This is a genomic window from Paracoccus contaminans (assembly GCF_002105555.1).
GTDB lineage: Bacteria > Pseudomonadota > Alphaproteobacteria > Rhodobacterales > Rhodobacteraceae > Paracoccus > Paracoccus contaminans.
Genome location: NZ_CP020612.1, coordinates 39,616 through 51,757 on the forward strand (window position 1 = coordinate 39,616; position 12,142 = coordinate 51,757).

A 12,142-nucleotide genomic window follows, 5' to 3' on the forward strand; every position below is an offset into this window, starting at 1 on the left:
GCCGCCCTGTCGATCGGCGCCCGCTCATCCGCCGCGATCAGGAAAGGCCGATAGGGGCCAGCCGCTCTTGCCCCGCGGCACGGGCCGCGCGGCGTTCCAGCGACTGGAACACCGCGTTAAGCAGCACCGCCAGCACCCCCACGACCATCCCGCCCTGGACCACGAAGGCCGTGTTCGAGGACAGCAGCCCCGCGATCACGACCTCGCCCAGCGTCCGGGCGGCCACCGTCGATCCGATCGTCGCGGTTCCCAGCGAGATCACTGCCGACAGGCGGATGCCCGTCAGGATCAGCGGCAGGGCGAGCGGCAGCTCGACCCGGATCAGTCGCTGCCGCGGCGTCATCCCCGTCCCACGGGCCGCCTCGGCCACCGGCGGGGGCAGGCTGCCAAGGGCCGTCAGCGTGTTTTCGAAAATCGGCAGCAGCCCGTAAAGGAACAGGGCCGTCAGGGTCGGCCAGCGCCCGAACCCCATCAGCGGCACCGCCAGCGCCAGCACCGCGACAGGCGGAAAGGTCTGCCCGATATTGGCCAGCGTGCGCGCCAGCGGCAGAAAGGCCCGCCCCGCGGGACGGGTGACAAGGATGCCCAGCCCGACAGCGGTGACAGATGCCGCGCCCACCGCCGCGGCGACCAGCGCCAGATGCGACAGCGTCAGGGCAAGAAGGCTCGTCTGGGTATAAATGGGGGGCGCGCCGTTGCGCGTCAGCGGCTGGAAGAGCCCGGCAAAGGCATGCGGCCAGAGCAGAAAGACCAGCAGCGCCGCCGCCAGGATGCTCAGGACCGGCCGGTTCATCCGGCCCTCCCCCCGGCTGCATGTGCACGCAGCGCCTCCAGCGTCACGATGCCGCCCCCGGCGACCGGCAGGGCACTGCGGCCTGACCACAGGCATTGCGCCAGCGCCTCGCGCAGGCTGGCCTGCGGCGACAGGACCGGGCCTTCGGTAAAGCCCGGCTCGCGCAGATCGGCCACGCGGGAGAGCGCCAGCAGGCGGAAGGGACGCTCTGCCGTGCCGACCAGCGCCTGCACGAAAGGCGTGGCAGGGGCGGTCAGGATTTCGGCCGGGGTACCGAATTGCAGCAGGCGCCCGCGGTCCATCACGGCGATGCGGTTGCTCAGCGTGACTGCTTCCTCCATGTCATGGGTCACCAGGATCACGGTCGTGCCAAGCTGCCGCTGGATCAGGCGCAGATCCTCCTGCGCGGCGGCGCGGATCACCGGGTCCAGCGCGCCGAACGGCTCGTCCATCAGCAGCAGCTCGGGCCGGGCGGCCAGCGCGCGGGCCACCCCCACGCGCTGCTGCTGCCCGCCCGACAGCTCATGCGGCAGCCGGTCGCGGAAGGCGGCGGGATCAAGCTGGAAAAGGGCCAGCAATTCATCAATCCGTGCCCTGATCTGCGCGCTCGGCCAGCCCAGCAGGCGCGGAACTGTGGCGATATTGGCCGCAACGGTGCGATGGGGAAACAGCCCGTAACCCTGGATCGCATAGCCGATGCGCCGGCGCAGCAGATGGGGCGGGCCTTGGGCTATATCCACCCCATCGATCAGCACCTGCCCGGCGGTCGGCTCGATCAGGCGGTTGATGATCCGCAGCAAGGTCGTCTTGCCCGAACCCGAGGTGCCGACCACCGCCGCAATAAGGCCGCTGCCGAGTGTCAGCGACACATCGTCCACGACGGTCGCGGCGCCATAGCGTTTGGTCAGGTGCCTCAGCTCGATCATGGGGCACCCCCGGGCGCGGGGCGCTTGTCCAGCCATTCGACGACAAGCCCCAGCGCGATGCCCGCCGACAGCGCCATGGCGATGGTGGGCAGCGCGCCCAGCAGGATCAGATCCATAGCCGTCTGGTTCAGCCCCTGAAAGACAAAGGTTCCATAGCCTCCGCCGCCGATCAGCCCGGCGATCACCGCAAGGCCGATATTCTGCACCAGAACGATCCGCACGCCCGCAAGGATCGCGGGCACAGCCAGCGGGATCGACACCTGGGCCAGAACCTGGCCGCGGGTCATCCCCAGCCCCCGCGCCGCGTCCCGCGCGTCGGGCGAGACGCCGCCCAGCCCGGCCGCAGTGTTCGACACTACCGGCAGCAGCGAATACAGGAACAGGGCGACCAGCGCGGGGAACGCCCCGATCCCCGCGATCCCCGCAGCCGCGGCAGCCGGCAGCTTTGCCGCGACCCAGCCCAGGATCGGAATCATCAGCCCGAACAGCGCCAGCGACGGGATCGTTTGGACGATGTTCAGCACCCCCATCACCCCCCGCCCCGTCCTTGGCCTTTGATGCACCATCACGCCCAGCGGCAGGCCGACAGCAAGCGCCCCGCCCAGCGATCCGAAGACAAGCAGCAGGTGGCGCAGCGTCTCGCGCTGGAAAGGAGCCGCGCGGGCAGCGAATTCACGCATGATCGACACCTCGTCCAAGGCGCCCGACCACAGCAGCGCCGCCAGGCCCGCCGACACCCCAGCCAGCAGCAGCCAGCGTTGCCCCAAGGGCGGGCGCAGCCGCGCGATCACATCGGTCGCGGCAAGCGAAAAGCTCAGCAGCAGCAGCCAGAACCCTGATCCCGGCGCCACACGGGCCAAGGTATTGCCATCAGGCACATGCTGGCGCGCCGCCGCCCCCAGCACAAGCAGGCTGCCCGCAGCACCGGCAAGGCCGGCCGCGATCCCCCACCAGGATGCGCGCGGCCTCAGGGCCGCAAGCAGCAGGGCTGCCGCCGCAAGGCACAGCGGCCCGCCCGCCGCGCCCAGCGCCGCATGCAGCGCCGCGCCCTGCCCCGGCACGATGCGGTTGGGCTTGATCTGCACAAAGGGCATCGCAAGCGATGCCAGCCCCATCGCCACGAACAGAATGCCGGTCGGGCTCAGCGCCGGCCAAGGCGGGGCCAAAGTCGCCGCCGCGCCCGCCACGCCGGCAGGCCCGCCCTGGGGCTGCGGGCTCGGGGCTCCCCTCACCTCGCCCTGCCCGTCACGGCGCCGGCCCCCTCATGCGGGCAGACCTGTCATTTCAGCGCGCCCGCGCGGGTCAGATAATCGCGGGCGACCTCGGCGGCAGGCTCTCCGCCGACCTGGATGCGCCCGTTCAGTTCCTGAAGGGTGGTCAGTTGCAGCCCGGCAAAGATCGGCTCGAGAACCGCGGCGATCTGCGGGTATTCGGACAGCACCTCCTCGCGCACCACGGGGGCGGGCTGATAGACGGGCTGCACGGCCTTGTCATCGGCCATCACCGTCAGGCCCGCAGGGGCGATGCCCCCGTCGGTGCCATAGACCATCGCAGCATTCACCCCCGAGGTCTGGCCTGCCCCCGCCGCGATCGTCGCCGCGGTATCCCCGCCCGACAGCTGCACCAGCTGGTCGGGTTTCAGGGCAAAGCCATAGGTCGCCTGAAAGGCGGGCAGCGCGGCGGGCGAGGTGACGAACTCGGTCGAGGCCGCCAGCTTGATCGCCCCGCCGCCTGCGATGTATCGGCCGAGATCCGACATGGTGCGCAGCCCGTTCGCATCGGCGACATCCTTGCGCACCGCGATGGCCCAGGTGTTGTTCGCAGGCGCAGGGGTCAGCCAGACGATGCGGTTCTGCGCCCGGTCGAGTTCGGCCGCGCGGGCATAGCCCTTGGCCGCATCCTTCCACACGCCGCTATCGGCCTGGTTGAAGAAGAAGGCGGCGTTGCCCGTATACTCGGGATAGATGTCGATCTGCCCCGCCGTGATCGCATCTCGAACAATGGGGGTGCCGCCCAGTTGCAGCTTGTCCCTGACGGGCAATCCTGCATCCTGCAGCGCCAGCAGGATCATGTTGCCCAACAGCCCGCCTTCGGTGTCGATCTTCGAGGATACCACGATGTCGCGGGCGGACGCGCCTGTCGCCGCAAGCCCCAGCGAAAGCGCAACCAGCGCGGATCTGATCGTCTTCATGTCCGTTCACTCCACCAGACTGGGCACCGCCCGCATGTCATGACGAACGCAGCCCGCGGCCGGATGGTTCGCCGCGCAAGGCGCGGCGGCCATCGGGCGCCGACGGGCGGTCAGCGCCGGTCCAGTTCGATGACGGCGCGAGCGATCGCCTCGGCCCCGTCGGCGATCTGGTCGATCTCGGTCCACTCCTCGGGGCAATGGCTGCGCCCGCCGCGCGAGGGCACGAAAACCATCGCCGCCGGGCCAAGCCGCGCGACATGGGCCGCATCATGGCCCGCGCCCGAGGTCAGGGGGCGGTGGCTGACCCCGGCGGCGTCGGCGGCCTCGGCCAGCACCGCCAGCAGGTCGGCATCCATCGGCACCGGGGGATTGTCCGAAATGACCCGCGCCGATGCGCCGGGCACGCCTGCGGCCAACGCTTTAGCCCAGGCGATGAACGCCTCCATGTCGGAACGCCGCTCGGCGCGGGCGTCGATCAGCAGGCGCACCCGGCCGGGGATGACGTTGGCGGCGTTGGGAAAAACCTCGAATTCACCGACCGTGCCGGTGAAGTGGCGCCCCTCGCGCGGGCGGGCGGCCTCGTGCCGGACCGCTTCAACCAGTGGCGCGGCAGATACCAGTGCATCATTGCGCCCGTCCATCGGCGTGGTTCCGGCATGATCGGGGCGCCCCTCGACGATGATCTCGATCCGGGTGATGCCGGCGATGGCACGCACCAGCCCGATCGCCGTTCCTTCGCTTTCGAGGATGGTGCCCTGTTCGATATGCAGTTCCAGAAACGCCCGCAGCGGCCCGGCGAGCGGCGCGGAAAGCGGGCGCCCCAGCGCCTCGGGCATGCCGCCGACGGCGGCGATCGCCTCGGCCAGGCTGCGGTCCTGCCAGCGGCGTTCCAGCCAGTCGGCCGGCATGATCCCGGCCATCGCGCGCGAGCCGATGCAGGACACGCCGAAACCCGACACCTCTTCGGCAAGGAAATCGACCACGGCAAGATCATGCCGCAGCACCACCCCCGCCCGGTCGAGCGCACGCACCACCTCAAGCGCGGCGGCAACGCCCGCGACCCCGTCAAAGCGCCCCCCGTCCGGGACGGTATCGGTATGACTGCCCAGCAGGATCGTGCCGCAGCCCGCCCCCGACCCGGCACGCCGGCCGATCAGGTTGCCTGCCGCATCAATGCCCGTCGTCAGCCCGGCACCCGCAAAGGCCGCGCGCAGCCAGTCCCTGCCCCGGTCGAACATCGGGGTAAAGCTGCGCCTTGTCCACGGCCGGTCCGGCTCGGTCAAAGCGGCCAGCGCGGCGATGTCGACGCCGATCGCCTCGGCGCTGACAAGATGGTTGTGATCGGGCGAAGCGGTCATCAGGACTGTCCCTTGTGTCGTTGGTGTCGGTGTCCGGCGCGGCCCGACAATGGCCAGCGCCGCCCCTCGCCGCAAGTGCCGTGCCGCCCAAGGTTGCCCTCGGTCCCCGCGGCGCCTATCTAAGCCGCGGCCCGGCGGCAGACGCGGCGTCTGCACCCCCGGCATCCCGCGCACAGGAAAGGAACAGGCATGGAGATCTTTACCGGGGGGGGGTTGACGGCGCTGTTGCAAGTCATCGCCATCGATCTTGTGCTGGCAGGGGACAACGCCATCGTCATCGGCATGGCGGCTGCGGGATTGCCCAGGGATCTGCGCAACCGCGCGATCCTGGTCGGGATCATCGCCGCGACAGTCATGCGGATCGGCTTTGCCCTGATCACCACCGAACTTCTGGGGATCACGGGGCTGCTGCTGGCGGGTGGGCTGCTGCTGCTGTGGGTGTGCTACAAGATGTGGCGCGAACTCAGCAGCCCGCATCAGGAAATGGACGCGCATGAGGCGCTTCAGGATGCTGACCTGAACAGCGACGGGCAGATCGCCGGCGCGCCCCGCAAGACCTTCCGGCAGGCGGCCACACAGATCGTCATCGCCGATGTGTCGATGTCGCTCGACAACGTGCTGGCCGTGGCGGGCGCCGCGCGGCATCATTTCGAGGTGCTGATCATCGGGCTGGTGCTGTCGATCGCGCTGATGGGGCTGGCCTCCAGCTTTATCGCCCGGATCATCGGCCGCTACCGCTGGATCGCCTGGATCGGCCTCGTCATCATCCTCTTCGTGGCGCTCAAGATGATCTATGAGGGCTGGCACGACATATCGGCCCATATCGCGGTCTGACGCTAGGCCATCACCTTGGGGCAAGGGCTGCCGCCCATGCCCCGAGGATCAAAGCAGGATGCCCGGATCGGGACCGAGATCGAGACCGGGGAAGATCATCCCTTCGATGCGCGCCCTGTCGGTGCCGAACAGGCCCCGCATCGCCCAGCCGGCATAGGCGCGGACATCGCGCGTCGGCAAAAGATCGCGCTGCTGGTAAAGCTGCCCATCGCCCAGGCCCGGCCAGTCGCCATAGACGCGGCCCCCGCGCACCGCCCCGCCCGCCATCAGCATGGCCCCGCCGGTGCCATGGTCCGTCCCGCCCGAGCCGTTCTCGCGCGCAGTGCGGCCGAACTCGGTCATGGCCAGAACGGTCGTCCTGTCCCAGTTCGCGCCCAGCTGGTCGCGCAGCGTCAGGATCGCGGTCGAAAGCTGGCGCAGCTGACGCCCGATCACCTGCGGCTGGCGCGCATGGCTGTCCCATCCGGCGAGCGAGAACGCCGCGATGCGCGTTGCCCCGTTCAGACGGTTTGCCGTAAAGGCGGCCAGCTTGGCCGCATCCCCGTTCGGGCCCTTGCCGTCGATGTCCAGCGGCGACAGCGAGCCGCCGATCGCCTCGGCATCGGCCGCCGCGGCGCGGAACAGCGCGTCATCGTGATAGACATCCGACAGCAGCAGCTTGGCCTGCGCCGAAAGGGCCAGCCGCGCGTCGGGGGCCCAGCTCAGCGCATGGGCCTTGCCTGACAGGATCAGCATTTCCTCGGTGCCGACTGTATAAGCCGTCTCGCCCGTCGCGCCCGGCAGATCCTGAAGCAGCCGATTGAGCCAGCCGCCCTTCTGCTGGTCGATGGGCAGATCGTTGCCCGTCCCGGCCTCAAGCAGATCCTGCCCGTCGAAATGGCTGCGCTTGTCACGATAGGGCGTGGCGACGGCATGGGCAAAGGCCAGTTGCCCCGCCTGCCACAGCGGCATCAGTTCGGCCAGTTCCGGGTGCAGGGAATAGAACCCGTCCAGATCCGGCGCGCCCTTGTCGGGGCCGGCGGACAGTTCGGCCCGCAGCGCGCGCAGGTTTGCATCGCCATAGGGCTGGACGACATCCAGCCCGTCCATCGCCCCGCGCAGCACGATGACGACCAGCCGGTTGTCACCGGGCGCGGCGGCGAATGTCATCGTGTTCAGCCAGGGATGCGCCGCGGCCGAGCATGCGGCGAGCGCCCCGGATTTCAGCAGCAGGCGTCTGGATATCATGGTCGCGCCCCTTTTCTAGCGGCGGATGAAATCGGTCGAGGCAAGGACGATGGCCACGCCCTCGCGCGCGTTCTCGGCCCGCGGGACGGCGGCGGCCAAGGGCGGCGAGGCCGTGTTCCCCAGCGCGGCCGACAAAAGGGCGCGCGGATCGGGCAGCGGATCGACCAGCTTGGACGGGATGCGCAGCGCCCAGGCGATTCGCGCCGACAGCATCTGCGGGGTGATCCAGGCCTCTGCCGGCTCGGGCCAGCCGTCAGGGCCGCGGGCACGGTTGAAGGGTTGGCCCATCAACTGCAGCGGGCCGGACAGGATCTGGTTGGTCGCCGGCGTGTCGAAGGCGCGCACCTGATCGCCGCTGACCCCAAGCGCCCGCAGCGCCGCAACCAGATAGTCCAGCGGCTGGCGCACCTTGGCGCGAAAGGTTTGCGCAAGGGCCGGATGGCCCGCCAGCACGGCGTTCACCTGGGCCAGATCGCCGCCGCTGGCGCGCCAGGTGGCGGCCAGATCGGCCACCAGCGCCGCCGGTGGATCGTCGGCGGCGAAATGCACCGCCAGCTTGCGGGCAATGTGATCGGCGGTGGCCGGAGCGGCGGCAAGATCGCCCAGCGCGCGGGCGATCTCGGCCATGCCGTCGGTGCCCCGCCCGCCATATGTCCGGCCCAGCACCCGGTCCGCGCCCGGCTCGGCGATCTGCGGGCGAAAGCGCACCGGATCGCGCGGGCTGTAGGTGAGGCCGGTCAGCAGTTCGGCCAGTTCACGCACATCGGCCTGCGAATAGGATGCGCCCACCCCTAAGGTGTGCAGCTCCATGATCTCGCGACCAAGATTTTCGTTCAGGCCGAGGTTCCGCCCCGGCCGGCGCCTGACAAAGGGCGAATTCGGCCCATAGCTGCTGTTCTGGTTGAGATAGACCAGCATCATCGGGTGGGTGGAACTGGCGACCAGCATGTCGGCAAAGCGGCCGTTCAGATGCGGGCGGATCGCTTCGTCCACGAAGGCGCCGGCCATGATCTGCTGCGGCGGGTTCTGGGCAACAGTGGTGAAATGGTCGGCCCAGAACTGCACCAGCCGTTCGCCGAAACCCGCCGGCGCGTCCAAGGCCCGCGCGATGCGCCCGCGCAGCACCTCAAGCCGCTGCCCGTTCAGGCGCTGGTTCAGGGCCCGGTATTCCTCCATCGACACGGTCTGTTCCTTGACGCCCTTGCGCGCGGCGTCAAGCTCGCTCTGCGCGCGGCTGGCCTGTTCCGCTGTCCAGCCCTCGGGCACGGTGGACGCCTGCACCGATTCGAGAACAAGCGCGGCATGGTCGGGCGCGCCATGGCGCGGCGACAATCCATAGCCAAGCCTGATCGCGGCAAGTTCGGGATAAGCTGGAGTCACCTCAACCCCGTCACGGCTGCCGGGCGCAGAAACGCGCCCGGCGCCCTTATGGCACAGGCGAGGCGCGGGCGCACCTCACCTCACGCAGTCCTGACCGCGCCTTGCGCGCAGGACCGATCAGGCGTCCTTGGGCAGCGGCCGCAGGCGCAGATCGCGCAGCTGTTCGTTCGTCGGCTCGCTGGGCGCGCCCATCATCAGATCCTCGGCGCGCTGGTTCATCGGGAACATGATCACCTCGCGAATGTTGCTTTCATCCGCCAGCAGCATCACGATCCGGTCGATGCCCGCCGCGCAGCCGCCATGGGGGGGCGCGCCATAGCGGAACGCCTTGACCATGCCGCCGAACCGCTTTTCCACCTCGGCCGCGGGATAGCCGGCCAGCTCGAACGCCTTGAACATGATCTCGGGCGTGTGGTTGCGAATCCCGCCCGAGATCAGCTCATAGCCGTTGCAGGCCAGGTCATACTGATAGGCATGGACCTTCAGCGGATCGCCGTTCAGCGCCTCCATCCCGCCCTGCGGCATCGAGAACGGATTGTGGCTGAAGTCGATCCTGCCGTCGTCGGTTTTCTCATACATCGGGAAATCGACGATCCAGGCGAACTTGAACTGGTTCTCGTCGATCAGGCCAAGCTCGCGGCCGATCTCGGTCCGCGCGCGGCCGGCGACTGCCTCGAAGTCGGACGGCTTGCCGCCGAGGAAAAAGACGGCGTCGCCCTCGGTAAGGTTCAGCGCGGCGCGGATCGCCTCGGTCGGCTCGGGGCCGAGGGCCTTGGCAACAGGGCCTGCGGCCTCGGTGCTGCCGTCCTCGGCCTTGCGCCAGAAGATATACCCCATGCCCGGCAGCCCCTGCGCCTGGGCAAAGGCGTTCATCCGGTCGGCGAACTTCCTCGACCCGCCGCCCGGCGCGGGGATGGCGCGGACCTCGGTCCCCTCCTGCTCCAGCAGCTTGGCAAAGATGCCAAAGCCGCTGCCGCGGAAATGGTCCGACACGTCCACCATCTCGATCGGGTTGCGCAGGTCGGGCTTGTCGGTGCCGTATTTGCGCAAGCTCTCGACATAGGGGATCAGCGGCCAATCGGCATCGACGCGGCGCCCGCCCCCGAATTCTTCGAACAGGCCCTGGATGACCGGCTGGACAGCGGCGAAGACATCCTTCTGCTCGACGAAGGACATCTCGATATCAAGCTGGTAAAAGTCGGTCGGGCTGCGATCGGCGCGCGGGTCTTCATCGCGGAAGCAGGGCGCGATCTGGAAATAGCGGTCAAAGCCCGCGACCATGATCAGCTGCTTGAACTGCTGGGGCGCCTGCGGCAGCGCATAGAACTTGCCCGGATGCAGGCGCGATGGCACCAGGAAGTCGCGCGCGCCCTCGGGCGAGGAGGCGGTGATGATCGGCGTCTGGAATTCGGTGAAGCCGGCGTTCCACATCGCGTCGCGCAGCCATTTGATGACCCGGCTGCGCAGCATGATGTTGCCATGCAGCGACTCGCGGCGCAGGTCGAGGAAGCGATAGGCGAGGCGCGTCTCCTCGGGGTAGTCCTGATCGCCGAACACCGGCAGCGGCAGCTCGTCCGCCGGGCCCAGCACCTCGGCGCCGGTGGCATAGACCTCGATCTCGCCGGTGGGCAGCTTGGGGTTGATGAGGCTCGCATCGCGCAGCTTCACCTTGCCATCGATGCGGATGACGGTCTCCGCCCGCAGCCTTTCCAGCAGGCCAAAGGCAGGGCTGTCGCTGTCGGCGATCACCTGGGTGATGCCGTAATGATCGCGCAAGTCGATGAACAGCACGCCCCCATGGTCGCGGACCCGATGGACCCAGCCCGACAGGCGCACGGCTTGCCCGGCGTCGTTGGCGGTCAGCTGGCCGCAGTTATGGCTGCGATAGGCGTTCATGGCGCGTCCCCTTTGTTCCGGGACCGCATCAACGCCGCGCCGCCCGCGCTGTCAAGCGCGCCGCGCCCCTAGAACGGCCGCACGACATTGCCGGACCAGAAATAGGCGCCCATCCCGACCGTGAACAGCACGTTCCCCGCCAGCGCATGCGCCGCCCAGGCGGCAGGGAAACCCTTGGCCTGATAAAGACGGGCGAAAAGCCAGCCGCCCAGGAAGGTCAGCACCGCCACCACGACCGACCAGTACATCAGATGCGCCAGCGAAAAGATCGCCGCATTCACCAGCCGCGCGCGCCGCTCGCCCCCCATCATGGGGGCATAGCGGTGGAAATACAGCGCCCGGAAGATCAGTTCCTGCGGCAGCGCCGACAGCAGCGGATAAAGCAGCCACAGAACGGCCAGAAAGCTCAGCCGCTCCGGGCTCACATTGGGCAGGAAGCCGGGCCGGGTCGCCCGCATGACCATCAGCCCGATGACCGCCACCAGCAGCGCAAAGAGGATCATGCGCCCCCAGTTGACCCTGCCCCAGCCATGGACCAGCTGCGACCAGTCGAAATCGCCCGTCGCGCGGATCAGCGCCAGCCCGGCCAGGGTAAAGGCGAAGAGCGCCGGAAACAGCGCATTCGGCGGCAGGAACACCGCCATGACCACCGGCACGCCCACGAACAGCGCCAGGAACTCGGCCCATCGCGCTGCCTGCGCCATCGCTCAGCGCTGCATCCGGCTGGCAAGCCAGCGGTTCCACTGCGCCCGGTTGCCGGCAAAGGTGTTCAGATCGACATTGCCGCGAAAGCCGGGCGCGGTGCCCGTTCCGGTGTATTGCCAGAAGCTCCACCGCTGGCCGGGATAGGTGCCGCGGGGATGGTCGGCGACCGAGCGCAGCCAGAACTCGGCATTCATGCGGCCAAGCTGGGCGTCGCGGTAGAAATCGACGGTGGTATAGACGATCGGGCGCTGGCCGTAATACTGCGTCAGGATCGCCATGAAGGTGCCGACCTCCTGATGGATTTCAGCCGGGCTGGGCTGATAGCGGCAGGTCCGCGAATTATGGACCCATTCCAGATCGACGACCGGCGGCAACGCGCCCCGTTCACGCGGGACATTGGCGATGAACCAGGCCGCCTGCTCGGCCCCCGAGCGGCAGAAATAGTAGAAGTGATAGGCCCCGCGCGGAATGCCCGCCGCTCGCGTCTGCGCCCAGTAGGCCGGGAAGGCCGGGTCCGAATGATCGCCCCCTTCCGTCGCCTTGAGAAAGGCGAAGCTGATCCCGGCTGCCCGCGCCGTCGCCCAGTCCACGCTGCCCTGATAGCGCGACACGTCCACCCCGTGGACCTGGTTGTTGTAGGGGTGGCCCGAGGTCCAGACATGGGGGGCGCTGTCGCCCAGCGCCGGCACCGCGCCGCCGACATAGCTGCCGCTCACCGGCTGGCCCGACCCGATGCTCGCATCGGTCACGACGCGCCGGCTTGCCCCCCCGCCGCAACCCGCCAGTGCCGCAATCGCCACGAGGGCTGCCGCCCTGATCCACATCTTCATCG

General features: G+C 68.9%; 11 protein-coding genes. 1 reads left to right on the forward strand and 10 read right to left on the reverse strand.

From position 1 onward, the window contains the following. Positions 1–37 precede the first annotated feature (37 nt). The 5 genes from B0A89_RS00200 to B0A89_RS00220 form a co-directional block, all read right to left on the reverse strand. Entirely contained in the window at positions 38–793 is a 756-nt protein-coding gene (locus tag B0A89_RS00200; protein ID WP_085376423.1) for an ABC transporter permease, read from the reverse strand. Next, complete coding sequence (locus tag B0A89_RS00205) at positions 790–1,719, reverse strand: ABC transporter ATP-binding protein (RefSeq protein ID WP_085376424.1); 930 nt, start codon at positions 1,717–1,719, stop codon at positions 790–792. The genes B0A89_RS00200 and B0A89_RS00205 overlap by 4 nt, the downstream gene beginning before the upstream one ends. Beyond that, positions 1,716–2,951 carry an ABC transporter permease gene (locus B0A89_RS00210; RefSeq protein ID WP_240558573.1) on the reverse strand — a complete coding sequence of 412 codons (1,236 nt, stop codon included), beginning with the start codon at positions 2,949–2,951 and terminating at the stop codon, positions 1,716–1,718. The genes B0A89_RS00205 and B0A89_RS00210 overlap by 4 nt, the downstream gene beginning before the upstream one ends. A gap of 47 nt (positions 2,952–2,998) precedes the next feature. Beyond that, positions 2,999–3,910, reverse strand: a complete 912-nt coding sequence (gene osmF / locus B0A89_RS00215; protein WP_085376425.1) for a glycine betaine ABC transporter substrate-binding protein OsmF — start codon at positions 3,908–3,910, stop codon at positions 2,999–3,001. A gap of 110 nt (positions 3,911–4,020) precedes the next feature. After that, complete coding sequence (locus B0A89_RS00220; RefSeq protein WP_085376426.1) at positions 4,021–5,268, reverse strand: Zn-dependent hydrolase; 1,248 nt, start codon at positions 5,266–5,268, stop codon at positions 4,021–4,023. Between the two features lie 189 nt (positions 5,269–5,457). Between B0A89_RS00220 and B0A89_RS00225 the strand changes: the two genes are divergently transcribed. Then, entirely contained in the window at positions 5,458–6,102 is a 645-nt protein-coding gene (locus tag B0A89_RS00225; protein ID WP_085376427.1) for a YjbE family putative metal transport protein, read from the forward strand. A 48-nt stretch (positions 6,103–6,150) separates the two neighbouring features. Here the strand turns inward: B0A89_RS00225 and B0A89_RS00230 are convergent, their stop codons facing one another. From B0A89_RS00230 to B0A89_RS00250, 5 genes are all read right to left on the reverse strand, one after another. Then, complete coding sequence (locus B0A89_RS00230) at positions 6,151–7,329, reverse strand: DUF1501 domain-containing protein (RefSeq protein ID WP_085376428.1); 1,179 nt, start codon at positions 7,327–7,329, stop codon at positions 6,151–6,153. A 15-nt stretch (positions 7,330–7,344) separates the two neighbouring features. Beyond that, positions 7,345–8,709 carry a DUF1800 domain-containing protein gene (locus B0A89_RS00235; protein WP_085376429.1) on the reverse strand — a complete coding sequence of 455 codons (1,365 nt, stop codon included), beginning with the start codon at positions 8,707–8,709 and terminating at the stop codon, positions 7,345–7,347. Between the two features lie 117 nt (positions 8,710–8,826). After that, positions 8,827–10,605 (reverse strand): aspartate--tRNA ligase, encoded by a 1,779-nt coding sequence (aspS, locus tag B0A89_RS00240; RefSeq protein WP_085376430.1) that lies wholly within the window; start codon positions 10,603–10,605, stop codon positions 8,827–8,829. 68 nt (positions 10,606–10,673) lie between these two features. Continuing rightward, a complete protein-coding gene (locus B0A89_RS00245; RefSeq protein ID WP_085376431.1) occupies positions 10,674–11,309 on the reverse strand; it encodes a CPBP family glutamic-type intramembrane protease in 636 nt (211 codons plus the stop codon). A 3-nt stretch (positions 11,310–11,312) separates the two neighbouring features. Then, entirely contained in the window at positions 11,313–12,140 is an 828-nt protein-coding gene (locus tag B0A89_RS00250) for a glycoside hydrolase family 25 protein (protein ID WP_085376432.1), read from the reverse strand. Positions 12,141–12,142: the final 2 nt, after the last annotated feature.

Excerpts from the sequence above, each read along its gene's own strand:
- B0A89_RS00250 (WP_085376432.1), bottom strand. The coding sequence starts at position 12,140 with ATGAAGATGTGGATCAGGGCGGCAGCCCTCGTGGCGATTGCGGCACTG.
- osmF (WP_085376425.1), bottom strand. The coding sequence starts at position 3,910 with ATGAAGACGATCAGATCCGCGCTGGTTGCGCTTTCGCTGGGGCTTGCG.
- B0A89_RS00225 (WP_085376427.1), top strand. The coding sequence starts at position 5,458 with ATGGAGATCTTTACCGGGGGGGGGTTGACGGCGCTGTTGCAAGTCATC.
- B0A89_RS00230 (WP_085376428.1), bottom strand. The coding sequence starts at position 7,329 with ATGATATCCAGACGCCTGCTGCTGAAATCCGGGGCGCTCGCCGCATGC.
- B0A89_RS00205 (WP_085376424.1), bottom strand. The coding sequence starts at position 1,719 with ATGATCGAGCTGAGGCACCTGACCAAACGCTATGGCGCCGCGACCGTC.
- B0A89_RS00200 (WP_085376423.1), bottom strand. The coding sequence starts at position 793 with ATGAACCGGCCGGTCCTGAGCATCCTGGCGGCGGCGCTGCTGGTCTTT.
- B0A89_RS00245 (WP_085376431.1), bottom strand. The coding sequence starts at position 11,309 with ATGGCGCAGGCAGCGCGATGGGCCGAGTTCCTGGCGCTGTTCGTGGGC.
- B0A89_RS00220 (WP_085376426.1), bottom strand. The coding sequence starts at position 5,268 with ATGACCGCTTCGCCCGATCACAACCATCTTGTCAGCGCCGAGGCGATC.
- aspS (WP_085376430.1), bottom strand. The coding sequence starts at position 10,605 with ATGAACGCCTATCGCAGCCATAACTGCGGCCAGCTGACCGCCAACGAC.